Below are 25,755 nucleotides of genomic sequence, written 5' to 3' on the forward strand. Positions count from 1 at the left end.
CGAAGGGCCGCCACGACAGGGGGAGCGTGGCGGCCCTTCCCGCATGCGAGCCGGCCCAGGGGGCGCGGGCGACCCGCCGCGGATTGGCTTAGCGGATGGCGGTGACGATATTGGTCGCCTGGTTGCCCGTCGCAATCGCGGCGGGCTGATTGCCGCTGATGGTGATCGCGCTGCCGGTCAGGGGACCCGACAGCATCCCGAAGCCGGTGCCCGTCACCCGCGCGGTGACCGGGCCGTAATTGGCCTGGACGTTGGCGATTGCCGCCCTGGGAAGGCCACCGAGCGCCATGGCCGAGACGGTGTTGCTGGCGGCGTTGCCATAGGCGGCGGCGGAGGCGGCGTTACCCGTCACTGCGACATTGGAGCCGATGACGGCTGCGCCGGCGCCGTTGAGCGGAACGCCATAGCCGCTGCCCGTCGTGCTCGCCGCGATGCTCCCGTAATTGATCTGGGAGTTGAGCACGGCCGACATCGCGCGCGCCGAGGCGTCGAACCGGCCGATGTCGACTGATGGCGTCGACGATGCCGGCGTAGCGCCTGTGGCCAAGTCGAGCCGGTTGTCCGCGACGTTGCCGCGGGCGAGCGCGCTCGCCGTGTTCGCGCCGATCGAGACGGAGGATTCGCGCAGTGCCGGATCGGCGAATGACCCAGCGACCGTAAACGCTGCGCCGGCCACCGCCGACGCGCTGACGGCAGCGGTGCTCTGCTGCAGATTGCCGATGCCGGTCGCGGGCGTTCCGGAGACCGACGACATCTCGACCAAGTTGCTCGCGCGGTTCGCCGAAGCCTCGGCCACGGTCGCATTGTCCTCGATCGCAAAACGCGACGCCACCAGGCCGCCGCCCGAATCGCCGTTGCGCAGCCGCGTGCTCGCCGCAGCAGTTGCGGTGCCGGCCGCGAATTGAACATTGGCCAGCACCTGATCGCCGATGATGGCGGGCGCCGTGCCGATCGACACGCGGGTATCGGTGCCGGTCAGCGTGCCGATGCCGACGGCATCGAGCGCGAGGCGATTGTCGACATCGTTGATCGCCGCGAGCGCCTGGTTGGAATTGCCCGACAGCGACACGGTGGAATCGGTCACCGCGCCTTTGGCGGCGACCTTCATCGCCGAGGACGCGAGGACGTCCGCCTGCCCATATTGCGCCGACGAGAGCGCGGAACCCGCAGACGGGGAAGTCAGGTCGTCGAGGTTGGCGGCCGTCACCGACAGGCGATTGGCCGCGCTGTTGCCGAGCGATGTCGCGCGCTGGACATTGCCGTCGACTACAAGCGAGGAACCTTCCGCACCGCCGTCGCCGGTCACGGCGAAGCGGCCGATGACGTTGCTGGCGATATGGACGCCCGCCGTGCCGCCTTCGCTGCCAGGCGCGGGTTGCCCGAGCTTCTGGGTGTTCGCCAGCGCGAAGGTGGCTGCGGCGCCATAGCCGAACGGCAGCGGGCCGGCGACCGCGTCCTCGTGCGAGGTTCCGTTGGCGATCGAGCCGGCCTCGACGGTCAAGCTGCTGTCGGCGACATTGCCGATCGCCGATCCGGCGACGCTGTTCCCGCTGATGGTCAGCCGCGAGGCGCGAACCATGCCAAAGGGCGCGATGGTCGCGCCGGCGGGATCGTCGGCGGAGCCGATCGCTGCCCGAACGTCGCCGTCACCGGTCTGCACATTGTTGACGTCGGCGCTCGCGCGCAACGTCGAGGCCTTGAGCGTCAGCGCAGTCAGCGCGCTGTTGCCGGTCGCGGCGGCGGCGGCGAGGTTGTCGTCAGCGTGCAACGTCGAGCGATCGATATCGGCGGTGGTCTGGAGCAGCGCCCCGGCGCCGATGGCACTCGCGCCGATCGCGCCGGTGCCATAGTCCTGGACGTTCTGGGCGCTGAATGCCGCGCTGACCGTGGCGCTGCCGTCATTTCCGGACTGCGCGGTCCCGACCGGTCCCGAAGGGGGATCCATGCCCCAGGCGTCAATCGTGCTGGCGGTCACGTCGAGCAGATTGCCCTCGGCGAGATTGCCGGTTGCGACTGCACGCACGCCGTTCGTCGATGCCGAAAGCATGGCGCCATCGACATTCCCCAACACGTCCGCAATCGCGCCGCCGACGGTCGTGCCGGCGACACCGGCGCCCGCGATGCGCTGCACATTGGTGATGTTGGCGACGGCGCCACCCACCGGACCTTCGCCGGACGCAGCGCGCGCGATCGACACGGCATCGAGTGCAAGGCTGTTTGCGGAGCGGTTGCCGTAGCCGCCCGCGACAAGTGAATTCGCGTCGTTGGCGGCGGAGGAGCCATCGAGATCGCCGGAAACGATCAGCGCGAACGGATCGGACGCATCGGCGCCGGTGGCATAGCCCTGGACGTTGCCGCCGAGAATCTGACTGGTGAGCACGGCGTAGGCGGCATTGACCGCGGGGTCGCCGTCGCTCGCGCTCGGTACGACCGACGCGATCCCATAGCCGGGCGCGATGCCGATATCGGTCGCCTTCACGCCGAGGTCGCTGGTGAGCGAATTGCCATAGCCCAGCGCCCGCGTGACATTGCCGCTGAGCGCGAGATCGCTGCCGGACGCCGCGCCGGTGGCGAGCTGGGTGCGCACCAGCGCGCGCGCAGCCACCAGGGAGGACGCATCGGTCCGCTGGAGGCCGACGATGCCGGCGCCGCTGTCGCCGAGCCCGGTCAGGTCGATCGTGCCGGCGGCGTCGTTTGCAAGGGCCACAGCTTCGGCGTCGTTGCCCGCGACCTCGAGCCTGCTCGTTATGGCCGCGCCGCTGTCGAGCGAGATCTGCGCGCCGACGATGTCCGTCCGCACCGGCGAGGCGATGCCGCGCTGGTTCACCGCGACGACGCTGCCGGCATCGGCGCGGAGGCCGCCGGCACCTGCCGCGAGCGTGGTGGGGCCATAGGCCAGACCTTGGTCGGCGATGCCGAGCGTCATGTTCTGCGTGGTCCGATTGCCGCGCGCCGTGGCCGCGACTTCATTGTCGTCGAGCGCCGCGCGCGAGTCCTCCATCGCGCCGGTTGCGGCGATCCGGTTGGCGGTGCCGCTGGCGTCGGCCGTAATGGGCGCCGACCGGTTGATCTGCTCGCTCGCGGCGATGCGCGCGCCCTTCACCGCACTGTCGGCGGTCTGCGCCGCGGCGGGGGCGATGGCGAGCATGGCGGCGAGGACGGGGGCAGCGGCACTGGCCAGAAGGGCGCGCCGGGCATGACGGGAATATGGGGTCTTGAACATGATGGGCTCCTGGAGATGGGGTGGGGCTGGTCGAAGTCGTCGGTTCGAGGGGCGGCGCCTCCTGCGGCTGGAGGGAGGCGGGTTCAGTTGGCGATGCGGAGCCGCGCGAGCGCCTGAAGGCCCGGGCGGTCATGCTGAACGGCGGTGTCGGTGGGCGCCGGTCGCCAGCGCATGGCGACTCTCGCCGGGGCGATGCCGCGCGCGGCGAGCGCTGTGACCAGGGCGGCGATGCGCTGATCGGTCAGGGCATCGCGCTTGGCGGGGTCGAGCGTTTCACTGTCGCGCGCGACGATGGCGACGTCGACCGGCGCCTTGGCCGCGGCTGCGGCGATCTGATCGATGATCGAGGCCGCCGTACCGGTGAGCTCGGCCGAGCCGATCTCGAACGGGAGCGATATGACGCCGCCCGCGTCGCGTGCCTCGGCCGCCACGGCGGCGTTGATTGCGGTGCCGACCGCCGCGCCGGCCCGGGCCGCCGTGTCCGATACGAGCTGGAGCATGTGCGTGGTGGGTGGCGGCACCGCGTCGCCGTCCCAGGAGCGCCTGGCCAGGCAGGGCGCGGGATCGGCTTTGGTGACCGAGGCGACCAGCCGCAATGTCGCTTCCTCGAGCGCGGTACGGATGCCGAGCTGGAGCGGCTCCTGGCCCTTGGCGCCGATATTGATGTCGAACAGGCTGGACCCGAAAAACCGGAAGATATTGAAGCCGACCTCATAGCCGGTGAACTGCTTGGTGAGGCTCACGGTCCGGACCACCAGCAGCGAACGGGTGTCGACGATGCGCAGATCGATCGCGACCGACTGGGTGAAGGTCCGCGCCTTTGGGCCGATGCCGCTGGCACCGGTCTCGATCCCGCCCGAGCGGATATTGTAGTTGAGCTCGGTGATGCCGCCGACGATGTAATAATCGGACGCCGCGATGCTGCCGCCGAAATAGGGAAGCCAAGGCACCTTGCCCGCACCCGTCGGGCCGGTCACGTCGTGGATCTGCCCGTCGCCGAGCTGGCGGCGATCGGTATAGCCGAGCTCGCGTTCGGCGATCACGGGATCGAAGCGTTCGGCGAGCGCCACGGCACTGCCGAGCTTGCCGAGCGCGGAATAGACCATCAGCGCGCCGCCCTGGGTGATGGCGTTGCCTTCGCTGACCGAATATTTGCCGGTATAGTCGCGCACGTCGCCGACGGCGATGACCAGTGGCGGCTTGCCGCGTGCGGCGATCCCTGCTGCGAGGCATGCGAGCGCGCCGTCCATCGGAGTCCGGTTGTCGCGCACGGCAGGCCCGATGAGCGTCGGTTCCTCGCCGGGAGCCAGGCGTTGCTGGTGCATGCTCACGCACGCCGAGAGGCTTGTCGCCAGCAGCGCGGCGCCGGCGACGCGCAAGGCGCGCGAGCGCAGAAGCCGATTGCCCTCGCTCGGCCGCGGCATCAGTTCAGTGCCCCGAATGTGCAGGCATTGCTCGCCTGAACGCTGGCCGACTGGTCGCCGCTATTGGTTTGGGACGAATTGAGCGCCTGCCAGGCGACGCCGCGCACGGTCGCGCTGGTCGCGCCTTCGACTCCGGAGGTGATGGCGCCGCTGTTGGTCTGGCCGCTGTCTACGGTCGTATTCGCGCGGCCGGCGCCGATGCTGGTCGTGCTGTCGTTGCCGGTCGCGGTCGCGGTGGCGCCCGTCACGGTTGGGGAATTGGCGAGCGCGGTCTGCGCGCCGCTATTGCCGGTCGCGGTCGCGCTGATCGAGCAGTTATACTGGCGCGCGATGGTCGTGTTATAGATCGGCGCCGCGTAATAGCCGCCGCGCCGTTTCTCGATCATGTCGAGCATCGCGATCTGTGCGGCGCGCTCCGCCGGGCTCATGAACTGCCAGGCGAGGCTCTCGCCATAATTGTTGGCGAGGGCTGGAACGGGCGCCGCGACGACGGCGGCGATGGCGATCTGCGCGGCAAGGCGGCGCAACCGGCGCGTGGCCGGCAAGGCGGATCGAACTGGACGGGCGTGGGTCACTTGTATCTCCCCTCAGCCGGATGCGGAGCGCGCCGGCGTCGGGGGCGATTAAGAGAAGCGGAAAACCCTGTTCGGCAACAAGGATTTGGTGCCGGCGTAGCGTGGCGCAGAAAGACAGGCGATCGGCGAGTATGGACATGGTCGGCTCATGCTGCGCCACGCGTAAGGCAGTGCGATATGGCTATTCAGAATGTGCTGGAAGCCGCGCCCTCTCGTGTATCGCACCAAAAATACGGCATTAAGTGGCTTTGCGCACCATTTTTGGTGCGTTGTTCGCACGAAGCCCTTGAAACTTTAAACTTTGCACCATAAAGAGTGCGCTAACTTCGATATTGCCACTTTTATGGTGCAGCTATGAAAGCCTCACGCGCGCAGACAGCGCTTCCTCTCGCGGTCAGGCGGGCCTTGGCCAAGCTGGGCACCGACATTGCGACCGCGCGCAAGCGCCGCAGCCTCACGATAGCGACCGTGGCCGAACGGGCCTTTGTCGGCCGCAACACGATCACGCGCGTCGAGCGCGGCGATCCGGGCGTGGCGCTGGGCATCTACGCCACCGTCCTGTTCACGCTCGGCCTGGCCGAACGCCTCGCCGAGCTCGCGGATCCGGAAACTGACGAGGTCGGCAAATCGCTCGACATCGAACGGCTGCCCGTCCGCACGCGCGCGTCCAAGCGCCAGGAGCGCTGACCGCCATGGAACGCGAACTCGACGTCCATATCGACTGGCAAGGCGAGACGGTGCCGGTCGGCCGGCTCTGGGCGCGATCGAAAGGCGCACGCGAGACCGCCACGTTCGAATATGACCGCGGCTGGCTGGCGCGGCCGCACGGCTTCGCGCTCGATCCGAACCTTCCGCTGCGATCGGGCCAGTTCCACACCGCCGGCGGCTTGTTCAACGCCTTCACCGACCCGGCTCCGGATCGTTGGGGCCGCAACCTGCTGCTGCGCCGCGAGCGCCGTGCCGCGCGCGCCGAGGGCCGCGCGCCGCGCACCTTGCTCGACGCCGACTTCCTCCTGCTGGTCGAAGACGAGACGCGGCTGGGGGCGCTCCGCTTCGCAGAGGCAGGCAGCGATGCCTATCTGGCCCGTTCCGACCGTCCGATCCCGCCGCTCGTCTCGCTGTCGCGGCTGTTGTCGGCGGCGACCCGGATCCTCAACGACAAGGAAAATGACGACGATCTGAAGCTGCTGCTGGCGCCCGGCGCCTCGCTCGGCGGCGCTCGTCCCAAGGCGTCGGTTCGGAGTGCGGATGGCCGGCTGATGATCGCCAAATTCCCCGCGCCGAGCGACGACTGGCCGGTACCGCGTTGGGAAGCGACCGCGATGCTGCTCGCCGAACGCGCCGGCATCGACGTACCTGCCAGCCGGCTCGACATCGTGCTCAAGCGCCCGGTCTTCATCATGCACCGCTTCGACCGCGGCGAGGACGGCCAGCGCATTCCCTTCATGTCGGCACTGACCGCGCTCGGCGCCGCCGATGGCGACGCGCGCAGCTATCTCGAGCTGGTCGACATCCTGCGCCAGGACGGCGCGCAGCCGGAAGCCGACGCCGCGCAGCTCTGGCGGCGGATGGTCTTCAATATCCTGATCTCGAACACCGACGACCATCTGCGCAATCATGGCTATCTGCGCGAGCGCGAAGGCTGGCGGCTGGCGCCCGCCTACGACCTCAATCCGATGCCGACCGACGTCAAGCCGCGCATCCATGCGCTGACGCTCAATGAGGTCGAGGACGAGGCGTCGCTCGACACAGCATTGTCGGTGGCCGGCGCATTCGGCATCAAGCTTCCCGACGCCAAACGGGTCGCCGCCGAAGTGGCGGCCGCCACGCGTAGTTGGCGCGACGCAGCCGCCCAGAACGGGCTGACGCCGGCGCAGATCGAGCGCATGGCGAGTGCGTTCGAGCATCAGGATCTCGAAAAGGCGCTGGTCGGTTGATGCAGGGCGCTGCGCCGCGCGATCCGCGCCGCTCCGCGCGCTATTTGTCCTGACCGTTCGGCAAGCCGCGCCGGGCGGCGGCGAATGCCCGGTCGGTGGCGATGAAGCGCTCCAGCATCGGTGCTATCAGCTTGGCGGGTGGCAATGGCGCCTGGCCCGTCTCGGCGCCATGAGCCGCGGCATAAGCGACGAGGTCGCGGTGCAGGGCTGCGGGAAGCTCGATCGTCATCCGGACCGGCTTGTCGTCGGCCAAGGGTCCGAGCTTGAGTTTCGCCATCACCGCGCCTCCTTCGCAATCGGAGCAAGCACCAAGTCGCGCGTCACGATGACGCGGACGGGAAAGCCCGGGCGGATGGTGAGCGTCGGCTGGATGTTGAGCTGCCGCCGCACGATCTGCTGCCCGGCCTGGTTGATCGTGTCCGAAGTTCCCTCGCGAATGGCGCGACTGAGGTTGTCGTCGTTGTTGGAGCCGACCTGGGCGCCGATGCCGAGTAGGGTCGACAGCAAGGCCGCCCTGGCGATGCCGCCCCAATGATAGTTGGTGCTGTCCTGCAGGCCCGCGAACCCCGACACGTCGGCGCCCGGCTGGCGCTCGAGCGTGATCGAACGGCCGTCGGGGAAGATCAGCCGGTCCCAGGCGAGCAGCACGCGGTTCTGCCCGAACGAAATCTGCGAATCATATTCCCCGATCAGCCGCGCGCCCTGCGGGATCAGCAAAAGCCTTCCAGTCGGGCTATCATAGACATTCTCCGTCACCTGCGCGGTGATCTGGCCCGGCAGATCGGAGCGAATGCCGGTGATCAACGCCGCGGGTATGATGCTCCCGGCCTGGAGCAGATAGGGCGAGGATGGCGATTGTAGACGCTCGGCGCTGGCCGGCCGCGCGACCGTCGTGCTCATGAAGGTCCGTTTCGCGGCCTGGCCGTCGCCCGCTGAGTCCTGCGCCGACGCAGCCGGCAGGGCGGCGGCCGCCGGCCGCTCCGCTCCCGCGAGCAGATTGACGGAGGGCATTGCAGCACTTGCATCGCCCGCCGCCGGTGCGCCGCTCAGGAACAGCTTGCTCGTCCGCGCCGCATCGCGCTCCTGCCGTACCCGCTGCCGTGCCGCCTCGGCCGCATTTGCCGCGGCGTTCGCGGCGGGCGGGCCGGCACCGGGCTGCGCGCCGATTGGCGGCGGCGGCACATCGGCTCCCCGCTGCTGAGCGGAGACGATCGGTCGGCCGAGGTCACCTGGGAGTGGTGGGCCGAGCTTCGGGATCTCGCCATAGTCCTTGGGTGCGCTTGTGACGCTGTCGGCGGTGGCCCGGCCATCCGTGTTGTAGAGTTCCTCGCTCGCCTGATGCCGCGCCGGCTGGAGCGCGTAGATGAGCGACCCGCCGATGCCCGCGCTGGCGGCGAGGCCGAGCAGTGCGAGGGTCTTTCGCGACAGCCGCATCACTCGCGGCGGATCGCCGCGCAGCCTGAGCTCCGGCGCGGGACCGGCGCCCTCCTCGCCTTCGCTCATCGCCGGTCCTTTCGGGCCGGGCGCGCATCGTCGCGCACGATGCGTACCTTCCGCTCCGACTTTTTGTCGCCGATGCGTAGCTCGGCCGCCGCGAACAGCCGATCGACCACCATGAAACGGTCGCGCATGCGATAGTTGACCAGCTCCCCGGCTCCGCCGATGCCGATCACGAACAGCGGCGGCAACTCGCCCTGCGCGATGCCGGCCGGGAATTCGATGAAGACCTGCCGGCCATCGTCGAACGCGCGGAGCGGCCGCCAGGGCGGCCGGTCGCCCTCGATCGTGTAGCGGAAGTCGAGAGACGCGAGATCGACGCCAGAGGCGATCGGCGTGGCTGCCTCCGCTGCGGCATTGCTGCCACGCAGCGCGATCAGCCGATCCTGCGGATAGATCCAGGAAACCGACGCCATATAGGTTGCAGACGTTGCGCGAAGCTCGAGATGATAGGTGCGCCGATTGGTATTGATCACCAGATTGGTGGCAAGGTCCGCGCGTGTCGGCTTGACCAGGATATGGACGCGCTGCGCGGCACCCGTGCCGCTGACGGTATCGCCGATGATCCAGCGGACCGTATCGCCGGCCGCGACGGGGCCAGGCCCCACAAGCTGCTCGCCTTCCTGCAGCGCGATGTCGGTCACCTGGCCGGGTGCCGCATAGAGCTGGTACAGCGCGCCCTCGGCCCAGGGATATTGCTGGATCGCGTTGAGGAAGCCGTCCCTGACTGGCTGGACGCGCGCCGCGGCATTGGCGGACCCGATGCGGACCTTGGGATCGGATTCCTCTCGCGGCATCGGCGTGTCGACTGCCGGCTTGAGTTGCCCCGGCAGGGGCAAGGGAGTCGGGACCGCGACGATCTCGATGGGCCGGGGCGGATCCTCGACCGGCGCCGCCTTGGCCGCGGCGGCAAAGTCGATGCTCTGCGGCCTCGCCGCGGCGGCGGTGCAGCCGGGTAGCAGTGCGGCCGAAAGCAGCAACGCAGGAAGTGCGCCGCGGCGCGAGCGTGTGGACTTCATTGGGCGAGTTCCTTCGACCAGTTGATGGCGTTGACGAACACGCCGAGCGGGTTCTTGCGGAGTGCGTCGGGCGTGCGGGGCGGCTGGACGACGATGGTGAGGATCGCCGACCAGCGCTCGGTCGCCGCGAGATTGCCCTCCTGATAATGGCGTTCGGTCCAGGCGACTCGAAAGCTGTCCGGCGAGGCGCGGATCACGCTCGAGACGTCGACCGCGACCTGCGCCTTACCGATATTGGCGAACGGGTCGTTGGTGCGCGCATAGTCGTTGAGCGCTATCGCGCCCTTGTCGGTGGTGAAGTCATAGGCGCGCAGCCAATTCTGCCGGACGACGATCGGGTCGGCGGCGATGCCGCGCACCTGCTCGACGAAGCGCGCCAGGTGAAACGCGATCTGCGGGTCGCTCGGCCGATAATCGGCGTTCGCCGGCGCCACCGCCTGGGCTTCGCCGAGCTTGTCGACCTGGACCACCCAGGGGACGATCGTGCCGCGAGCGCTTTGCCAGACGAGCCCGGCGGCGAGTCCGCCCGAAAGCGTGAGCGCGCCGAAAAAGGCGAGCCGCCAGCTTCGGGCCTGCACGCGCGCAGAGCCGATCCGGTCGTCCCATGCCTGCGCTGCGCGCTGATAGGGCGTCTCGGGCTCAGGCGTCTTGCCGTAGTGAATGGACGGGCGTCGGAACATGAGGGCTCAATCCTTCTGGCTGACGTCGATCGCCGAGCCGGCGCTGCCGCCGCCGTCGCCCGATCGCAGGGTATGGGCGCCGATCGTCGCGGCGTGGCCGAGTGCCTGCCGCCGCTTCATTGCGGTCGCCCAGGCGGGAGGCCCGGAAGCAGCGGTGTCGCCGGCGGCCTGCGTATTCTGTCCGCTGGCGGTGGCTGACGGGGACCGGCGCAGGCTTTCAGCGGCGCGGCGAAGCGGCGACATCGCCGCATTGGCCGCCGCCTTGCCGACACCGCCGAGGCCACCTGCGATGCTGGCGGCGCCGGTCTTCCCTTCGGCACCCAGCCGATAGGCGCTCGCGGCCCCGCTCGCAGCGCGGGCGCCCGTTGACGCGACGCTCGCCACGGCACCGCCGGCGGCACCGGCAGCAAGGCCGGCGGCGGCCGCACCGCCCGCGACCATGCCGCCGGCGGCAAGCGCCGTTCCCGCCGCCGCGCCTGCACCGAGCTGCGGCCCGCCCGAGACGATACCGTTGGCGATACCGGGACCGAAAATACCGAGACCGAGCAAGGTGAGCGACGCGAGCACGATCGTCATCGCATCCTCGATCGTCGGCTCGGCATTGCCGATCGCCGAGGTGAACTCGCCGAACAGCGTCGAGCCGATGCCGATGATCACGGCAAGCACCAGCACCTTGATGCCCGACGACACGACGTTTCCGAGGACGCGCTCGGCCATGAAGGCGGTCTTGCCGAACAGGCCGAACGGGATCAGCACGAACCCGCAAAGCGTCGCCAGCTTGAACTCGATCAGCGTGATGAACAGCTGGATCGCAAGGATGAAGAAGGCGAGCAGCACCATCAGCCATGCGAACAGCAGCACGACGATCTGGATGAAATTCTCGAAGAAGCTGATATAGCCCATCAGCCCCGAGATCGCCTCGAGGATCGGCTGGCCGGCATCAAGACCGACCTGCGCGACGCGCCCGGGCTGGAGCAGTTCGGCGGCGGTGAAGCTGGTGCCGCTGGCCTTCAGTCCCAGCCCGGCGAAGCTGTTGAACACGATCTGCGCGAGCGTGTTCCAGTTGCCGATGATATAGGCGAAGATCCCGACGAACAGAGTCTTCTTGATCAGGCGCGCGATGATGTCGTCGCCCTCGCCGAGCGTCCAGAACAGTGCCGCGAGCGTCACGTCGATGACGATCAGCGTCGTCGCGATGAACGCGACCTCGCCGTGCAGCAGCCCGAAGCCGGAATCGATATAGCTGGTGAAGACCTCCAGAAAGCGGTCGACGACGCCGGTTCCGCCCATGTCAGTGACCTCCGGCCGGCGCGGGTGCCGACGCTTTCGCAACTGGATCCTCGTTCGCCTTGCCGTCGGTTGGACCGGGCAGTCCCGACGAGGGCCGCTCGTTCGCGCCTCGCGCGGTGGCTGGTCCGGCCAGGCCGAAGAAGCGGCGGCGGTTTGCGTCCCAGGCGCGCAGGCAGGCCGCGTCGCTAGCGCCGTCCTGGCCGAGCGCCTGGCAGCGGACGAGCTCGGCGCGCAACGGGTCGCGGTTCGCCTCTGGCGCGGGCATCGGCCCTTCCGGAGGATGGGAGGGACCATCCCGCATCTGGATCGCCGCTGCGGTGATCGCGACCGCGACGAACGCAACCGCGCCAGCTCGGGCGAGAGACTTGGCCTGCATCGCAGTGGCCCTATTGGTGGAACATCTTGGCGCCGCCCGGCCGGTAGCCGGTGCCGCGCGACAGGAAGCGGCGCAATTGCTCGCGGCCCTGGTCCTGCGCGGCCGCGCGCTGCGCGGCTTCGAGCGCCTGGGCACGGCCCTGTGCCGCCATCATCGCGGTCAGATCGGCGAGCTGCTGCGACTGGAGCGCGAGCAACTGGTTGCCGGCTTGTGCCGCCTGCAGCGCGCCGCTCGCCGACTGGCTGGCGGTCACCAGATTGTTCATCGTGTCGCGCGCGCCGTCGATATTGCCGACGACGCCGGCCTGCACCTTGAGCGCGTCCTCGAAGGCCGCGACCGAGTTGGCCCAGCGTTCCTTGGCGCCATCGACCAGCGCCTGGTCCGACGACGACATGCTGACGCCGCGATATTGGGTGCTGAACGCCTTGTCGATCGACTGCACATCATAGGCGATGCGCTGGGCGCTGCCGAGCAACTGCTGGGTGCGGCGGACCTGTGCCTGGAGCTCGGCGATCTGCGAGAGGGGCAGCGAGGCGAGATTCTTCGCGTCGTTGATCAGTGCGGTCGCTTCGTTCTGCAGCGACTTGATCTGGTTGTTGATCTGCTCGAGCGTCCGAGCCGCGGTCAGCACGTTCTGGGAATAGTTGGTGGGATCATAGACGATCCCGCCGAACTGGGCGTGCGCCGGCGCGGCCGACACGGCGAGCGCCAGCGGTGCCGCAGCCGCGGCGATGAGCAGGCGAAGGGAAAGCGTCTTCATGGTGTCACCTCCTGGTTGATGGCGGGCAAAAGATCGGCCGCCCAATCGGCGCCGCGCGCGCGCAGCCATGCCGCGGCGAAGTCCTCGGGGCTTTCGGTCCCGGTCAATTCGGCGATGCGGAGCTGGTCGGCCTTGGACGAAGCGGCGGTGAAGGCGAGGGCAACCTCGCCAAGGCCAAGCTCGAACAGGCGATTGCCGCGGCGCGACTGGCAATAATAATCACGCTTGGGCGTCGCGCGCGCGAGGATCTCGATCTGGCGATCGTTGAGCCCGAACCGGCGATAGATCGCGGTGATCTGCGGCTCGACCGCGCGCTCGTTGGGCAGGAAGATGCGCGTGGGGCAGCTCTCGACGATCGCCGGCGCGATCGTGCTGGTCTCGATATCGGCGAGGCTCTGCGTCGCGAAGACGACGCTCGCATTCTTCTTGCGCAGCGTCTTCAGCCATTCGCGCAACTGCTGCGCAAAGGCCGGGCTGTCGAGCACCAGCCAGCCTTCGTCGATGATGATGAGCGTCGGCGAGCCGTCGAGCCTGCCTTCGATACGATGGAACAGATAGGACAGGACCGCGGGCGCGGCGCCGCTTCCTGTCAGGCCTTCGGTCTCGAACGCCTGCACCCGGCTTTGCCCCAGCCGCTCCGATTCCGCGTCGAGCAACTGGCCATAGGGACCGCCGACGCAATAGGGGCCGAGCGCCTGTTTGAGCGCCTGTGCCTGGAGCAGCACCGCGAGGCCGGTCAATGTGCGCTCCGCCACCGGCGCGGAAGCAAGCGACCCGAGCGCCGACCAGAGATGCTCCTTGGCCGGCGGGTCCATCGTGACGCCTTCGGCGGCGAGGATGGCGGCGAGCCATTCGGCGGCCCAGTTGCGCTCGGCCGGGTCGTCGATCGCGGCGAGCGGCTGCAGGAGAACGTTCCCCGCTGCGCCGTCGAACAGGCTGTGGCCGAGATCCTGCCAGTCCCCGCCCATCGCGATCGCCGCCGCGCGGATCGACCCGCCGAAGTCGAACGCGAACAGCTGCGCGCCCTCGTAGCGCCGGAACTGCATCGCCATCAGGCCGAGCAGGACCGACTTGCCGGCACCGGTCGGGCCGACAATCAGGGTGTGCCCGACATCGCCGACATGAAGCGAAAAGCGAAACGGCGTCGAACCCTCGGTGCGCGCGAAAAACAAGGGAGGCGCATCGAAATGCTCGTCGCGCTCGGGCCCCGCCCAGACGGCGGACAGCGGAATCATGTGCGCGAGGTTGAGCGTCGAGACCGGCGGCTGGCGCACATTGGCATAGACATGGCCGGGCAGGCTTCCGAGCCAGGCTTCGATCGCGTTCATCCCCTCGGCGATGACGGTGAAATCGCGGCCCTGGATGACCTTCTCGACCAGCCGGAGCTTTTCCGCCGCGATGCCGGGGTCGGGATCCCACACCGTGACGGTCGCGGTGACATAGGCCTGACCGACATGATCCGAGCCCAGCTCCTGCAGCGCAAGATCGGCATCCGCCGCCTTGTTCGCGGCATCGCTGTCGACCAGCGCCGACGCCTCGTTGGTCATCACCTCCTTCAGGATGGCGGCGACCGACTTGCGCTTGGCGAACCATTGCCGGCGGATCTTGCCGAGCAATTTGGTCGCGTCGGCCTTGTCGAGCATCAGCGCGCGGGTTGACCAGCGATAGGGAAAGGCGAGACGATTGAGATCGTCGAGGAGCCCGGGAAAGGTGACGGTCGGAAGGCCGGTGACGGTGAGCGTGCGCAGATGGTTATGGCCGAGGCGCGGTTCGAGGCCCCCGGTCAGCGGCTCGTCGGCCAGCAGCGCGTCGAGATACATCGGCGTCTCGGGGACCCGGACGCCCTGGCGCTTGGTAGAGACGGTACTGTGCAGATAGGTGAGCGTTTCCGCATCGCCGAGCCACGCGACCTCCGGCACGAAGCCCTCGACGAGTTGCAGAACGCGGTCGCTGCGGTCGATGAAGCTCGCCAGCGCCTCGCGCGGATCGACGCCGGTCGTGGCCCGGCCTTCGTAGAGCCAGCCCTCCGCGCGCGCTGCATCTTCGGCGGGCGGCATCCACAAGAGCGTCAGATAATAGCGGCTCTCGAAATGGGCGCCCTGTTCCGCGAACTGCTCGGCCCGCTCGCGATCGACGAGCGCGGACGCGGCATCGGGGAAGCTACCCTGCGGATAATGTTCAGCCGCCTGACGCTGCGCCTCGACGAAGATCGCCCAGCCCGAGCCGAGGCGACGCAGCGCATTGTTGAGGCGGCCGGTGGTCGCGATGAGCTCGGCGGGCGTGGCGGAATCGAGATCCGGCCCGCGAAAGCGTGCCGAGCGCTGGAAGCTCCCGTCCTTGTTGAGCACCACGCCCTTGGCGACCAACGCCGCCCAAGGCAGGAAGTCGGCGAGGCTGGCGGCGTGGCGGCGATATTCGCGAAGGGACATCATCGCGTTCGGCCTCAGGCGCGCAGAAAAATGGGGTAGCGAAGGTGGCGGCGGGCCACATCGACGAACTGTGCATCGCGCTTCGCCGCCCAGACCGCGAGGAAGTGCCCGATCCCCCAGATCACCATGCCGGCGATCCACAGCCTGAGACCCAGCCCGACGGCTCCGGCCAGCGTGCCGTTGGCGATCGCCACCGCGCGCGGCGCGCCGCCGAGCAGGATCTGCTCGGTCAGCGCGCGATGCACCGGCGCGTAATAGCCGGGGATCTGCTCGCCCGTGTCCATCAGACGAGCGCCCCGCCGCCGAAGCTGAAGAAGCTCAGGAAGAAGGAGCTTGCGGCGAAGGCGATCGAAAGCCCGAACACGATCTGGATCAAACGGCGCGAGCCGCCCGACGTGTCGCCAAAGGCGAGCGTCAGGCCGGTCACGATGATGATGATCACCGCGACGATCTTGGCGACCGGCCCCTCGATGCTTTCGAGGATCGACTGCAGCGGGGCTTCCCAGGGCATCGACGACCCCGCCGCGAAGGCGGGCCGCGCATAGGCGGCCGCGACGAAGGCGGAAGCGGCGAGAGCGAGCGTGGCGCGCGAGCGAACGAAGAGACGAGTCATGAATGGCCTCCGGATGCCGGGGTTGAGAGAAAGGTCAGGCGGTAGTCGCCGTCGACGCCGAGCCCCTCGACGCGGGCGAGTTCGGAGAGCCGGCGGCCATGGCCGTCGCGCGTGAGCACCGCGATCAGGTTGATCGTGTCTGCGACCAGTGCGCGGGGCACGGTGATCACCGCTTCCTGAATCAGCTGCTCGAGCCGCCGCAGCGCGCCGATCGCGGTTCCGGCATGAATGGTGCCGACGCCGCCCGGATGCCCGGTTCCCCACGCCTTCAAGAGGTCGAGCGCCTCGGCGCCGCGCACCTCGCCGATCGGGATGCGATCGGGGCGAAGCCGCAGGCTGGAGCGCACGAGATCGGAGAGTGTCGCAACCCCGTCCTTGGTGCGCAGCGCGACGAGGTTGGGCGCCGCGCACTGCAACTCGCGCGTGTCCTCGATGAGCACGACGCGGTCGCCGGTCTTGGCGACCTCCGCGAGCAACGCGTTGGTGAGCGTGGTCTTGCCGGTGGATGTCCCGCCCGCCACCAGGATGTTGCAGCGGCCGGCGACGCCGTTGCGCAGCGCATCGGCCTGGCCAGCGGTCATGATGCCGGCATCGACATAGTCGTCGAGCGTGAAGATCGCGACGGCGGGCTTGCGGATCGCGAACGCCGGTGCGGCAACGACGGGAGGGAGCAAGCCTTCGAAGCGCTCGCCGGTTTCGGGAAGCTCGGCGGAAACACGCGGCGCATGCGCGTGGACCTCGACGCCGACATGATGCGCGACGAGGCGAACGATCCGCTCGCCATCGTCGGGGGCAAGCATCTCGCCGGTATCGGTGATGCCCTCGCCCAAGCGGTCGATCCAAAGTCGCCCATCCGGGTTGAGCATCACTTCGACAACGGCCCCGTCGCCGAGCCATTTGGCGATCGAAGGTCCGAGCGCGGTCCGAAGCATCCGCGCACCCCGGCTGCTCGCTTCGGATCGGATCGGATGAACGGCCATGTCGGTCCCCGGACGGATGCCGGACATGCGGTCCAGCGAACGGGGTCGACTAAGAGGGGAGCAAAACCCGGCTTCGCAACAACTATCGGAGACGATCGCAGGCTGGCGAAGAAAGACAAAGGATCGGCGAGCCAGCAAGAATCCGATCGGCCGGCAGAAGGTCTCGGATCAGGGCGCCGCACTGCACTTTCGATTGGCCGTTGACCAGAATCGCAACGTAGCTAGTGCGAAATCTATTCAGGGGAGATTCCGATGGCCGACGAAGCAACTGAAACGAGCGCGCTGGAGCTGGCGACCGAGTTGACGATCGCCTGGCTTACCAATCCGAACACGCGCGCCACGGCCGAGGAAGTTCCGCCTTCCTGAAGAGGATGCACGAAGCAGTGTCGCAGTTGGCTGCACCTTCGGCCGCAACGGAAACTCCTGCACCGGAGGCCGAAGTCGAGTATCCGCCGGCTGTGTCCGTCCGCAAGTCGCTGGCGTCCAAGGATCACATCATTTCGCTGATCGACGGCAAGCCCTACAAGACTTTGCGCCGCCACCTTTCCGGCCATAATCTTACGCCGGAGACCTATCGCGAGCGCTACGGCCTGAAGCCCGACTATCCGATGGTCGCGGAAAATTATTCCAAGGCGCGCCGCGAGATGGCGCAGAAGATCGGACTGGGGCGCAAGCCAGGGATGCGCCGGAAGCGCTAGCAGATCTCGACGGTGAGATGGCGAACTTCGTGCACGGGCGCGAGCCGTGCACGAACCGTCGCCGCGGCAAGCGAAGACCCTGCGACGCTGACGATCGCCGCATGCGCATCGGGACCGACGCGCCACACATGCAAGTCCGCGATGCGGGCATCGCCGGGACCTTCGACCAGATCGCGTATTTCCTGCGCGACATGGTCGTCGGTCCGGTCCAGCAAGACGGCCGCCGTGTCGCGCATGAGCGTCCAGGACCAGCGGGCAATGACCACCGCGCCCACGATCCCCATGATCGGGTCCATCCAGGTCCAGCCCAGGAATCGGCCCGCCAGCAGCGCCGCGATCGCGAGCACGGACGTCAGCGCATCGGCCAGCACATGGACATAGGCCGAGCGGAGATTGTTGTCGCGCGACCCTGAAGCATGCCCGTGGTGATGGTCGGCGTGATGATCATGATGATGATCGCCATGGCCGTGGTGGTGATCGTGGTGATGCCCGCCGCCGAGCAGCATCGCGCTGACGATGTTCACGCCGAGCCCGACCACTGCGATGATCGTGGCCTCGCCGAAGGCGACGGTGACGGGCGCGAAGAGCCGCATGATCGACTCAGTCCCGATGCCCAGGGCGATCAAGCCGAGCACCAGCGCGGACGCAAAGCCCGCGAGGTCGCCCACCTTGCCGGTCCCAAAGCAGAAGGCCGGATTGCGCGCGTGCCGCCGGGCAAACGCGTAGGCTGCTGCTGCGACGCCGAGCGCGCCCGCATGCGTCGCCATATGGAAGCCATCGGCGAGCAGCGCCATCGAGCCGGTCATATAGCCGGCAGCGATCTCGACCAGCATCATCGCCGCGGTCAGTGCGACCACCCATAGGGTTCGCCGCGCATTCTCGTCATGCGCCGCGCCCAGATAGACGTGGCTGTGACCAAGGGCCTCGATTTCCGGAAGGCTCGCCATGTTGAATTCCTATTTCGCGTAGCGGTGCATCGCCGCCGTCAATTCCGCCGCGCCCTTCGCGCGGTCCTCGTCCGAGAGCCCCGGCCGGACGACATGCTCCTGGAGATGGGCTTCCACGATCTGGTCCATCAGGCCGTTCATCGCGCCGCGTGCCGCCGCGACCAGATGCAGTGTGGTCGCGCAATCCTCGCCTCCGGCGAGCGCACGCTCGATCGCGGCCACCTGGCCGGCGATGCGCCGCACCCGCTTGACGAGCGCCTGATTGTCGGAAAGATGCGACATACCCCTCCCCCCTATATGGCGATCGAGCCGGATGCAATCGCCGAGACGCTGGCAGGCATCGGCTCCGGTTTCCTGAAGTGACCGAAATCAGGCGCGAACCTAGCTGTCCCGCTCGCCTTCCGATCCGATCCCGGCATCGACATCCTGCGAGATCTCACGACCCAGCCGAGGTCCGGACTCCATGCGGCGGCTGAGCGATTCGACGAATCGTTCCCATCGCTCCTTTCCCATCGCCTGGGCGGCAGCGAGCGCCGTATCGGGAAGCGGCGCGTTGGTGGTCAGCCAGAACCGGATGAACAGCGCCAGCGTCTCGTTCGAGAGATCTATATTCCACGCCAGCCGGTCGGCTTGCCGGCTCAACCGGTCGAGCCGGCGACTGATCGCGGCTTCCAGCCGCTCCGATCCGTCCGGCGACAGGAACGACGCCAGCGCGGTCTCGACCACCAGCGCCTGCGACACGCGCTTGCGCGCGGCATAGTCGGCAAGCTGGCGCGACAGGTCCGGCGGCAGGCGAAACGTATGCTTGAGACGGTTGCCGCTCACAGCGCGATCCCGTCATCGGGATCGAGGCTCGCGACGCGCGCGTTGCGGCGAGCGCCTTCCTGTGCCCTCCGCGCGCGCACCGCATTCGCCTCGGCGGCATCATCCTCGACAAAGTCGAATTCGCGCTGGGGCACCGCCGGTGGCGCTACGATTTCCTCCTGGACCGGCAGCTCGGGCTCCCGCCGGATGCCGCTGTTTGCCGCGTCGCCGCCGGCGTCGTCGGCGACTGCCGTCGTCGTCGCCGGGGTGGGTGGACCCGCCGCGGCGGACGGGGCGCCGGACCAGTCGTCCACCGGCACGGACCGTTGCGCCGCAAGCTGCGGTGGCGGTGCGACGATGCGGGCGGACAGCCGCGGATCCTCGAAATAGCGCGCCTTGCTGGCGAGCAGCGGCATGACGCCTGAGACCATCACGATCTCCCGGTCGGGCGCCAGCTGCATGACCTCGCCCGGCGTCAGCAGGGGCCGGGCGGTTTCGGTCCGCGAGACCATCAGATGCCCCAGCCATGGCGACAGCCGGTGCCCTGCATAATTCTTCATCGCGCGCATCTCGGTGGCGGTGCCGAGCGCGTCGGACACGCGCTTCGCGGTCCGCTCGTCATTTGTCGCGAAGCTTACGCGCACATGGCAATTGTCGAGGATCGCGTTGTTCGGCCCATAGGCTTTCTCGATCTGGTTGAGGCTCTGGGCGATCAGGAACGCCTTCAGGCCGTAGCCCGCCATGAACGCGAGCGCGCTCTCGAAGAAATCGAGCCGCCCGAGCGCCGGGAACTCGTCGAGCATCAGCAGCACGCGCTGCCGCCGGCCTTTGGGCGTCAGCTCCTCGGTCAGCCGGCGCCCGATCTGGTTGAGCACCAGCCGGATGAGTGGCTTGGTTCGGCTGATGTCGGACGGCGGAACCACGAGGTAGAGCGTGACCGGCCGCGCGCCATCGACCAGGTCGGCGATGCGCCAGTCGCAGCGCCGCGTCACCTCGGCGACGACGGGATCGCGGTAGAGGCCGAGGAACGACATGGCGGTCGACAGCACGCCGGAACGCTCGTTCTCCGACTTGTTGAGCAGCTCGCGTGCGGCCGATGCGACGACCGGATGGACCCCGGCGTCGCCCAGGTGCCGCGTCGACATCATCGCCGCCAGCGTCGACTCGATCGACCGCCTGGGATCGGAAAGGAAGGCGGCCACGCCGGCCAGCGTCTTGTCGGGCTCGGCGTAAAGCACATGAAGGATCGCGCCGACCAGCAAGGCATGACTGGTCTTTTCCCAATGGTTGCGCCGTTCGAGCGAACCTTCCGGGTCGACCAGGACATCGGCGACGTTCTGGACGTCGCGGACTTCCCATTCGCCGCGCCGTACCTCGAGCAAGGGATTATAGGCGGCCGAAGCCGCGTTGGTGGGATCGAACAGCAGCGCGCGGCCGAACCGCGACCGGAAGCCGGCGGTCAGCGTCCAATTCTCGCCCTTGATGTCATGGACGATCGCGGAGCCCGGCCAGGTGAGCAGCGAGGGCACGACCAGACCGACGCCCTTGCCCGAGCGCGTCGGCGCGAAGCACAGGACATGCTCGGGTCCGTCGTGACGCAGATAATGTTTCCCGTACCGGCCAAGGACCACGCCATCGTCACCGAGCAGGCCCGCGGCGCGAACCTCTCCGGGGCTGGCCCAGCGCGCCGAGCCGTAGGTTTCCGCCGTCTTGAGCTCGCGGGCGCGCCAGACCGACATCGCGATCGCGACGAGCATTGCGGCAATCCCGCCCGAAGCGGCGATCGCCGCGCCGCGCAGGAAAATGGCGGGCGCATAGGCGTCGAACGAAAACCACCACCAGAAGAAGGCTGGCGGGGGGTAGATTCGATAGCCCTGCCACACGAACCAGGGCGGTCCGAGCTCGGGTTGGTGACCAAGCGCCGCGGCGGTCCACTGTGTCGCGCCCCAGATCGCGCCGATCACGATCGCGAACACGATGAGGATCTGGCCCCAGAGAATCTTGGTCGCGGACACGCACGCCTTCCTTTCCGGCAAGAGAAGTCGGACGCCGGGCAAGCGGAATTCAAGCGCGCGGTGCCGCGAATGGCTGTCGAGTGAAGCCTGGCGCACAATGACAGGCTGCGGCGTAGGCTGACCTAGAGGCCAAGGCCTCGCGCACGACCGAAGCTCCAATCGACCCCGCCTCCCGGCGCGATCGTGCCGCTGACATGTTGACCCAGATGCTGTTCGAGCGCCGGCCGCCAGGGCACGAGCTGGAACCCCAGGCCATTATCGATCATCGCGAACCGGCCAGAGGCAAGTGTCACGCGCTCGCGATAGACGCCGGCAACAGGCTCGCCTGGCCCACCGGGCTGATAGGCGAGACCTGTGCGATCACCGATCCGCGCCGCCGCATCGTCGAGGTCGCGGGTGCGCAGCGTCTCGATGAGATCCTGCGCGAACACCAAGCGCCCGCCCTGCCGCCTCGCCAGCCCTTCGCCCGCCAGCAGTTCCGCGCGTGCCGCCATCGCGTCGCGGACCTCCGCGCCAAACCCGCCGCCCGTCGCCGCCTGCTCACGCGCGACCAGCTGGCGGTCGAGCCAGGTCGCGCCGCGCGCGGTGACCTGCGCATCGATCGGCAGGTCGGAGCGTGTCGCGAGCGACAAGCGGATCCTTCCCCTGTTGTCTTGCCAGGAGCGCAGATCGACCACGGCGCCCGGGCGGGCGTCGCCCGTCATGTCGATATCGTCGAATCGCAGATGGTGCGTGCGACCATCCACGCCGTCGATCACTGCATAGGCGGTACCCTGCAGCTCATCGTGCAGGCCGCGCTCGACAAGCCTGCCCAGCACCGGCTCCTGTGTATCGCCGCCATGAAGCGCGAACCCCGCCGGGTCGGGGGCGCGGCCGGCGCCGAGCATCGCGCGATGCATCGTCTTGATGATGTCTCCCCGCATCCCGAGGTCACGAAGGGCAGGCTCGATTCCCGGCTTCAACGACCAGCTCGCGGGTCCCAGCTGATCGGCAAGGCCGAGCCGCTCGAGCTTCATCGCGCGGCCGACCAGCAAGCGGCGCAATTGCGGATCGCTGTCCTCGGGCGACGGTGCCAGGTCGATCCTGCCCGATTGATCGTCCGCGATGCGCGCGAGGCCGGCGTCCAGGCCGGTCCAGCGGTCGGCATCGACCTCGCGGGTCAAAGCCGCCTCGATCTCGCGCTGGCTGCGCGGGCCAAGCTCCAGCGTCGCGCGTTCCTCGGCGCGGGCGCGCATGCCGCTGCGGATATAGTCCCGGTCGATCACCAGATCGCGCCCGTCATCGGCGACGCCGCGGACCAGGACATGGACGTGGGGGTTGTCGGTATTCCAATGGTCGATCGCCACCCAATCGAGCCGAGTGTCCAGATCCTGCGCGACATCGGCCATCAGCTCGCGCGTGAAGGTCCTCAGGTCGGCGAGCTCGGTGGCGTCCTCGGGCGAGACGATGAAACGAAAATGATGGCGATCGTCGCCACACCGATCGGCGAACGCGTCGCCATCGGCGCGATCGGACCGCGCGTCGAACATCGTTGCGTCCTTGCCGTCGCGAGTGACGCCGTCGCGCTCGAGATAGGCGATATGCCGGGCGAGCGGCGCGGCGCGGAAGCGAGTGCCGAACTGGCGGACGACGCGCGCCTTGATGACGACCCGGCGTGCATTGGATCGCAGCCGGGCCGAAAGTGCGGCCCTGCGGCCGCGGCCAAGCGCGCCGGTGCCGCCGGAGCGCTTGGCGGATGATCGCCGCAATTGTCCGCCGCGCATGGACGCGCGCTTGACCTGAGCGGCCAGCCGGGTCGCGCGGCGCATATTGGCCGCCCCGCCGTCCCGCCCCTTGCCGGGCCTGATACGGAAATCATCCTCGCCGCCAGTCATCGAGCCGGCTCAGAGCTGAAATTGCCCGCCGACGGCGTTCGGAAGCTTGAAAAGATTGAACAATTCCTGGAGAGCGACGGCAGGCGAAGTGGAGAGACGGCGCGAAAACCGCAATCAAACCAACCACATGCACCCCGCGCGACGGCGGTGCTTTTATCTCGCCGTCGCTTCCAACCTGCGGTCCAGAGCCTCCCGTCCCAAGCTTCGGCCTCCGGACCTCGCATCCGATCCCGCAATCTGCAGGCCATCCGCACCGTCATGGAGACTTGCCGGAAAGAGGGATGAAGAGGCCGTTCGGCTTGCCATCGGAGGACGTAGAACGGCGGTCTTCCGCTGCAGGCAGTGATGCTGAATTCGCGCCTTCTGCCACGTTTTCGGCGCCGACGGGGCTGCGCCGTGATCGCACGACGAACACCGCGGATCGCGTCCAGGCGAGCGGGTCGGGAGCGAATGCCGGCGCCCGGACAGTGGCTTCCGTGGCGATGACCGGCGCGAGCTTGCGCACATAGGCGACGGTTTCCGCAGGCAGTCCGCGCCGGTTCGCGAGATAATCCTCGTAGCGGCCCGGCCCCGCATTATAGGCAGCGAGAAACCCCGGCGCGCCATAGCGATCGTACATTTCGCGCAGATAGCCGGCCCCGGCGATGATGTTGTCATGCGCATCGTAAATGTCGTTGCCGAGGGCGTATCGGCTGCGCATCGCCTCCCAGGTCGCGGGCATGAGCTGCATCAGGCCGGTCGCGCCCTTGGGCGATACCGCGCGCGGATCGCCGGCGCTTTCGATGCGGATCACGGCATAGATCCACGCCTCCGGAATGGCGAAGCGCCGCGCCGCCTCGGTCACGTAACCGGCGACCGAACTACCGACATCACGCACCTCGATCGGCTGCGCGAAGGCCGCATCATGCGCTGCAATGGCGCTCGTCCAGATCGCGGTGAAAATGCCCAGCACGCGGCAAAAGCGCATCGTCTCAGTCCCGCGCATCGCGGCGCGAAGGACGCGTCCACAGCAGATGATGATCCGAGCTACCGCGGCCGGACTGGAACAGATTGGCGTGGATCGGCCGGGGAAGCGCCGGGTCGTCGATCAGCAGCGAGACATAGGCGCCGGCGCGCTCGCCGGTGCGCTTCCAGCCGGCACCGACTTCCGGACCCTGGCCGTCGCTGCCGCGATGGATGCGATAATCGGGCGCATTCTCCCCCTCGGCATCGGCGGGAACCAGGCGCAGCTCGACGTCGAGCGTCAGGGTCTTGAGATGGCCGGAAAAGCCGTCCGGCGTCCGGACAAAGGCACCGATCTGCGACATGGGAATCTCCATCACTTGGGGGGTTGAGTTCAGCGAAATTCAGCGGCGCGGCGATGCCGCCCGAACCTGATCCGGGTCGGACTGCAGCCAGAGCGGCGTAAGCGTGCCGCCGAGCGTCGTGGTGGCGAGCGGGCCAAAATAGCGGCCGTCGAGGCTGTCGGGAACGTTGGCGTTCATCAGGAAGACTTCGTCCGCCGCGAGCACGCGGCAGCCACTCCAAATGGGAAGTGGCCGGCCTCGGCTGTCGCGCAGCCGGGCATCGCCGAGATGCTCGCCATCGACCAGGATCCGCACGCCAGACCGGCAGACGCGCTGTCCGGCGATCGCCGCGACGTGCTTCAGCATCGGCACGCCGCGCGGCAGATAGTGGCGCTCGGCGAGGTAGCGCGCGAGCGGCTCCGGCGGCGTGACGAGGACCAACGAGCCACGGTCGATCGGGCCTGTCCGATCGACCGTGTAAAGGCCGATCGGCACGCTCGCGCTGGCATTCCAGATCAGGCGCGGCGCAGGGTTGATGAACGCCGTGATGATCGTTGCCATCGCCGCGAAATAGGCGAGCATCACATAGCCGAACCGAGTCATGCTCCGAGCTCCCGGCGCTGGAGCCACGCGCGGTGGCGCGCGATCGAATAGGGCCTGGGCTCGAATCCCGCCGTCACGCGGTTATGGACATGACGCCAGTGATCGGCGGCGGCATCGCCCGCATAGATGCCGATCGCTTCGACCAGGTCGATCGTGCGAAGAACGCGTTCGACCTTTTGGCAGCCATGAACGCTGAGCAGCAATTCGCCGCCGGGCTGCACGAACGGCAGCGTCGAATAGGGCGCGCCAGGCGCGACCGGCGCGACGATATCGATTCGCGAGGCGATCGTGCCGTGATCGTTGGCCGCCCAGGACACGAACGCAAAGGGCTCGCCGGGCCGGAAGCCGACCACGCGCCGGCGCCGGTCGACGATCCGGTCGTTCGCGATGCGGCCGAAGCGTATCCAGCGCTCGACGCGCTTCTCGATCCACAGGAGATCGACATGGGTGAGACGGCTGGCCGGGGATGCGGACGCATGTCCGCGATCCGCGCCCGCCGATGCGATGCGGGACATCAAGTTTCTCCTTGGGGATCGCCGAGCGAGCGGCGGAGCGGGTCGGGCCATGCCCGCGCGACTGCGGCTCGTCGCGCGCCCGTCGCGCGACGGGCGGCCTTGGCCGCCAGACGTTAGATAGAATCCGAAGGATTCTTTGTTAGCATGGTTAGGCGCGGGAAAATCGCTGCGAGCGCAGTGATTTGGAGCCGATTCCGGTTTCCGATGGCA

At 68.2% G+C, this 25,755-nt stretch carries 25 protein-coding genes and 1 pseudogene; 3 read left to right on the plus strand and 23 right to left on the minus strand.

The features are described 5' to 3' along the window. Positions 1-88: 88 nt before the first annotated feature. From AC3WT0_RS08700 to AC3WT0_RS08710, 3 genes are all read right to left on the minus strand, one after another. Positions 89-3,223 carry a beta strand repeat-containing protein gene (locus tag AC3WT0_RS08700; protein WP_492753118.1) on the minus strand — a complete coding sequence of 1,045 codons (3,135 nt, stop codon included), beginning with the start codon at positions 3,221-3,223 and terminating at the stop codon, positions 89-91. Positions 3,224-3,306: 83 nt separating this feature from the next. Next, positions 3,307-4,647: a CsgG/HfaB family protein gene (locus tag AC3WT0_RS08705; RefSeq protein WP_492753119.1), complete on the minus strand. Its 1,341-nt coding sequence runs from the start codon at positions 4,645-4,647 to the stop codon at positions 3,307-3,309. Then, positions 4,647-5,222 (minus strand): hypothetical protein, encoded by a 576-nt coding sequence (locus AC3WT0_RS08710; protein ID WP_492753120.1) that lies wholly within the window; start codon positions 5,220-5,222, stop codon positions 4,647-4,649. The genes AC3WT0_RS08705 and AC3WT0_RS08710 overlap by 1 nt, the downstream gene beginning before the upstream one ends. 405 nt (positions 5,223-5,627) lie before the next feature. Here AC3WT0_RS08710 and AC3WT0_RS08715 point away from each other — a divergent pair, with 405 nt between their 5' ends. Further along, on the plus strand, positions 5,628-5,909 hold the full coding sequence (locus AC3WT0_RS08715) for a helix-turn-helix domain-containing protein (RefSeq protein WP_492753121.1): 282 nt from the start codon (positions 5,628-5,630) through the stop codon (positions 5,907-5,909). 5 nt (positions 5,910-5,914) lie between these two features. Beyond that, the gene (locus AC3WT0_RS08720; protein ID WP_492753122.1) at positions 5,915-7,159 is read left to right on the plus strand and encodes a type II toxin-antitoxin system HipA family toxin; all 1,245 of its coding nucleotides are present in this window, start codon (positions 5,915-5,917) and stop codon (positions 7,157-7,159) included. A 40-nt stretch (positions 7,160-7,199) separates the two neighbouring features. Here the strand turns inward: AC3WT0_RS08720 and AC3WT0_RS08725 are convergent, their stop codons facing one another. Genes AC3WT0_RS08725 through trbB form a run of 11 tightly spaced genes read right to left on the minus strand, consistent with a single transcriptional unit; the run spans position 7,200 to position 16,803 of the window. Next, the gene (locus tag AC3WT0_RS08725; RefSeq protein ID WP_492753123.1) at positions 7,200-7,436 is read right to left on the minus strand and encodes a DUF2274 domain-containing protein; all 237 of its coding nucleotides are present in this window, start codon (positions 7,434-7,436) and stop codon (positions 7,200-7,202) included. Further along, positions 7,436-8,662, minus strand: coding sequence for a TraB/TrbI/VirB10 family type IV secretion system protein (locus AC3WT0_RS08730; protein ID WP_492753124.1), 1,227 nt, complete (start codon positions 8,660-8,662; stop codon positions 7,436-7,438). Before AC3WT0_RS08730 ends, AC3WT0_RS08725 begins: the two co-directional genes overlap by 1 nt. Then, a complete protein-coding gene (gene trbG / locus AC3WT0_RS08735; RefSeq protein ID WP_492753125.1) occupies positions 8,659-9,675 on the minus strand; it encodes a P-type conjugative transfer protein TrbG in 1,017 nt (338 codons plus the stop codon). The genes AC3WT0_RS08730 and trbG overlap by 4 nt, the downstream gene beginning before the upstream one ends. After that, entirely contained in the window at positions 9,672-10,355 is a 684-nt protein-coding gene (gene trbF, locus AC3WT0_RS08740; protein ID WP_492753126.1) for a conjugal transfer protein TrbF, read from the minus strand. The genes trbG and trbF overlap by 4 nt, the downstream gene beginning before the upstream one ends. Positions 10,356-10,361: 6 nt before the next feature. After that, entirely contained in the window at positions 10,362-11,645 is a 1,284-nt protein-coding gene (trbL, locus tag AC3WT0_RS08745) for a P-type conjugative transfer protein TrbL (protein WP_492753127.1), read from the minus strand. A 1-nt stretch (position 11,646) separates the two neighbouring features. Beyond that, positions 11,647-12,021 carry a putative entry exclusion protein TrbK-alt gene (trbK-alt, locus tag AC3WT0_RS08750; RefSeq protein WP_492753128.1) on the minus strand — a complete coding sequence of 125 codons (375 nt, stop codon included), beginning with the start codon at positions 12,019-12,021 and terminating at the stop codon, positions 11,647-11,649. Positions 12,022-12,031: 10 nt separating this feature from the next. Beyond that, positions 12,032-12,781, minus strand: a complete 750-nt coding sequence (gene trbJ, locus AC3WT0_RS08755; RefSeq protein WP_492753129.1) for a P-type conjugative transfer protein TrbJ — start codon at positions 12,779-12,781, stop codon at positions 12,032-12,034. After that, positions 12,778-15,213, minus strand: coding sequence for a conjugal transfer protein TrbE (trbE, locus tag AC3WT0_RS08760; protein WP_492753130.1), 2,436 nt, complete (start codon positions 15,211-15,213; stop codon positions 12,778-12,780). The genes trbJ and trbE overlap by 4 nt, the downstream gene beginning before the upstream one ends. An 11-nt stretch (positions 15,214-15,224) precedes the next feature. Then, positions 15,225-15,494, minus strand: coding sequence for a VirB3 family type IV secretion system protein (locus AC3WT0_RS08765; RefSeq protein ID WP_492753131.1), 270 nt, complete (start codon positions 15,492-15,494; stop codon positions 15,225-15,227). Then, a complete protein-coding gene (locus tag AC3WT0_RS08770; RefSeq protein ID WP_492753132.1) occupies positions 15,494-15,823 on the minus strand; it encodes a TrbC/VirB2 family type IV secretion system protein in 330 nt (109 codons plus the stop codon). Before AC3WT0_RS08770 ends, AC3WT0_RS08765 begins: the two co-directional genes overlap by 1 nt. Then, complete coding sequence (trbB, locus tag AC3WT0_RS08775; RefSeq protein ID WP_492753133.1) at positions 15,820-16,803, minus strand: P-type conjugative transfer ATPase TrbB; 984 nt, start codon at positions 16,801-16,803, stop codon at positions 15,820-15,822. Before trbB ends, AC3WT0_RS08770 begins: the two co-directional genes overlap by 4 nt. Positions 16,804-17,055: 252 nt before the next feature. On the opposite strand from trbB, the pseudogene AC3WT0_RS08780 reads away from it, so the two are divergent. Then, positions 17,056-17,501: pseudogene (locus tag AC3WT0_RS08780) on the plus strand (Ros/MucR family transcriptional regulator). Here AC3WT0_RS08780 and dmeF read toward each other — a convergent pair. From dmeF to AC3WT0_RS08825, 9 genes are all read right to left on the minus strand, one after another. Continuing rightward, positions 17,498-18,448 carry a CDF family Co(II)/Ni(II) efflux transporter DmeF gene (gene dmeF, locus AC3WT0_RS08785; RefSeq protein WP_492753134.1) on the minus strand — a complete coding sequence of 317 codons (951 nt, stop codon included), beginning with the start codon at positions 18,446-18,448 and terminating at the stop codon, positions 17,498-17,500. The pseudogene AC3WT0_RS08780 and the gene dmeF overlap by 4 nt on opposite strands. Before the next feature lie 9 nt (positions 18,449-18,457). Continuing rightward, a complete protein-coding gene (locus AC3WT0_RS08790; protein ID WP_492753135.1) occupies positions 18,458-18,730 on the minus strand; it encodes a metal/formaldehyde-sensitive transcriptional repressor in 273 nt (90 codons plus the stop codon). A gap of 99 nt (positions 18,731-18,829) precedes the next feature. Next, the gene (locus tag AC3WT0_RS08795) at positions 18,830-19,273 is read right to left on the minus strand and encodes a CopG family transcriptional regulator (protein WP_492753136.1); all 444 of its coding nucleotides are present in this window, start codon (positions 19,271-19,273) and stop codon (positions 18,830-18,832) included. Next, on the minus strand, positions 19,270-21,267 hold the full coding sequence (locus AC3WT0_RS08800; protein ID WP_492753137.1) for a conjugal transfer protein TraG: 1,998 nt from the start codon (positions 21,265-21,267) through the stop codon (positions 19,270-19,272). Before AC3WT0_RS08800 ends, AC3WT0_RS08795 begins: the two co-directional genes overlap by 4 nt. Before the next feature lie 122 nt (positions 21,268-21,389). Then, on the minus strand, positions 21,390-23,141 hold the full coding sequence (locus AC3WT0_RS08805; protein ID WP_492753138.1) for a relaxase/mobilization nuclease domain-containing protein: 1,752 nt from the start codon (positions 23,139-23,141) through the stop codon (positions 21,390-21,392). A 256-nt stretch (positions 23,142-23,397) separates the two neighbouring features. Then, positions 23,398-24,108, minus strand: a complete 711-nt coding sequence (locus AC3WT0_RS08810) for a lytic transglycosylase domain-containing protein (protein WP_492753139.1) — start codon at positions 24,106-24,108, stop codon at positions 23,398-23,400. A 4-nt stretch (positions 24,109-24,112) separates the two neighbouring features. After that, on the minus strand, positions 24,113-24,448 hold the full coding sequence (locus tag AC3WT0_RS08815; RefSeq protein ID WP_492753140.1) for a DUF736 domain-containing protein: 336 nt from the start codon (positions 24,446-24,448) through the stop codon (positions 24,113-24,115). Between the two features lie 39 nt (positions 24,449-24,487). Next, a complete protein-coding gene (locus AC3WT0_RS08820; protein ID WP_492753141.1) occupies positions 24,488-25,030 on the minus strand; it encodes a S26 family signal peptidase in 543 nt (180 codons plus the stop codon). Next, positions 25,027-25,545, minus strand: coding sequence for a DUF2840 domain-containing protein (locus AC3WT0_RS08825; protein ID WP_492753142.1), 519 nt, complete (start codon positions 25,543-25,545; stop codon positions 25,027-25,029). The genes AC3WT0_RS08820 and AC3WT0_RS08825 overlap by 4 nt, the downstream gene beginning before the upstream one ends. Positions 25,546-25,755 lie beyond the last annotated feature (210 nt).

It is taken from the genome of Sphingomonas sp. EU05-FHT14C10, from assembly GCF_058790595.1.

What these genes read in the sequence shown, in the direction of transcription:
- AC3WT0_RS08705 (WP_492753119.1), bottom strand. Translation starts at nt 4,647, where the DNA reads ATGCCGCGGCCGAGCGAGGGCAATCGGCTTCTGCGCTCGCGCGCCTTG.
- trbE (WP_492753130.1), bottom strand. Translation starts at nt 15,213, where the DNA reads ATGATGTCCCTTCGCGAATATCGCCGCCACGCCGCCAGCCTCGCCGAC.
- AC3WT0_RS08820 (WP_492753141.1), bottom strand. Translation starts at nt 25,030, where the DNA reads ATGACTCGGTTCGGCTATGTGATGCTCGCCTATTTCGCGGCGATGGCA.
- AC3WT0_RS08790 (WP_492753135.1), bottom strand. Translation starts at nt 18,730, where the DNA reads ATGTCGCATCTTTCCGACAATCAGGCGCTCGTCAAGCGGGTGCGGCGC.
- AC3WT0_RS08700 (WP_492753118.1), bottom strand. Translation starts at nt 3,223, where the DNA reads ATGTTCAAGACCCCATATTCCCGTCATGCCCGGCGCGCCCTTCTGGCC.
- trbJ (WP_492753129.1), bottom strand. Translation starts at nt 12,781, where the DNA reads ATGAAGACGCTTTCCCTTCGCCTGCTCATCGCCGCGGCTGCGGCACCG.
- AC3WT0_RS08815 (WP_492753140.1), bottom strand. Translation starts at nt 24,448, where the DNA reads ATGTCGCAGATCGGTGCCTTTGTCCGGACGCCGGACGGCTTTTCCGGC.
- AC3WT0_RS08810 (WP_492753139.1), bottom strand. Translation starts at nt 24,108, where the DNA reads ATGCGCTTTTGCCGCGTGCTGGGCATTTTCACCGCGATCTGGACGAGC.
- AC3WT0_RS08730 (WP_492753124.1), bottom strand. Translation starts at nt 8,662, where the DNA reads ATGAGCGAAGGCGAGGAGGGCGCCGGTCCCGCGCCGGAGCTCAGGCTG.
- AC3WT0_RS08765 (WP_492753131.1), bottom strand. Translation starts at nt 15,494, where the DNA reads ATGGACACGGGCGAGCAGATCCCCGGCTATTACGCGCCGGTGCATCGC.
- dmeF (WP_492753134.1), bottom strand. Translation starts at nt 18,448, where the DNA reads ATGGCGAGCCTTCCGGAAATCGAGGCCCTTGGTCACAGCCACGTCTAT.
- AC3WT0_RS08725 (WP_492753123.1), bottom strand. Translation starts at nt 7,436, where the DNA reads ATGGCGAAACTCAAGCTCGGACCCTTGGCCGACGACAAGCCGGTCCGG.
- AC3WT0_RS08825 (WP_492753142.1), bottom strand. Translation starts at nt 25,545, where the DNA reads ATGTCCCGCATCGCATCGGCGGGCGCGGATCGCGGACATGCGTCCGCA.
- trbG (WP_492753125.1), bottom strand. Translation starts at nt 9,675, where the DNA reads ATGAAGTCCACACGCTCGCGCCGCGGCGCACTTCCTGCGTTGCTGCTT.
- AC3WT0_RS08720 (WP_492753122.1), top strand. Translation starts at nt 5,915, where the DNA reads ATGGAACGCGAACTCGACGTCCATATCGACTGGCAAGGCGAGACGGTG.
- AC3WT0_RS08805 (WP_492753138.1), bottom strand. Translation starts at nt 23,141, where the DNA reads ATGACTGGCGGCGAGGATGATTTCCGTATCAGGCCCGGCAAGGGGCGG.
- trbL (WP_492753127.1), bottom strand. Translation starts at nt 11,645, where the DNA reads ATGGGCGGAACCGGCGTCGTCGACCGCTTTCTGGAGGTCTTCACCAGC.
- trbF (WP_492753126.1), bottom strand. Translation starts at nt 10,355, where the DNA reads ATGTTCCGACGCCCGTCCATTCACTACGGCAAGACGCCTGAGCCCGAG.
- AC3WT0_RS08770 (WP_492753132.1), bottom strand. Translation starts at nt 15,823, where the DNA reads ATGACTCGTCTCTTCGTTCGCTCGCGCGCCACGCTCGCTCTCGCCGCT.
- trbB (WP_492753133.1), bottom strand. Translation starts at nt 16,803, where the DNA reads ATGGCCGTTCATCCGATCCGATCCGAAGCGAGCAGCCGGGGTGCGCGG.
- trbK-alt (WP_492753128.1), bottom strand. Translation starts at nt 12,021, where the DNA reads ATGCAGGCCAAGTCTCTCGCCCGAGCTGGCGCGGTTGCGTTCGTCGCG.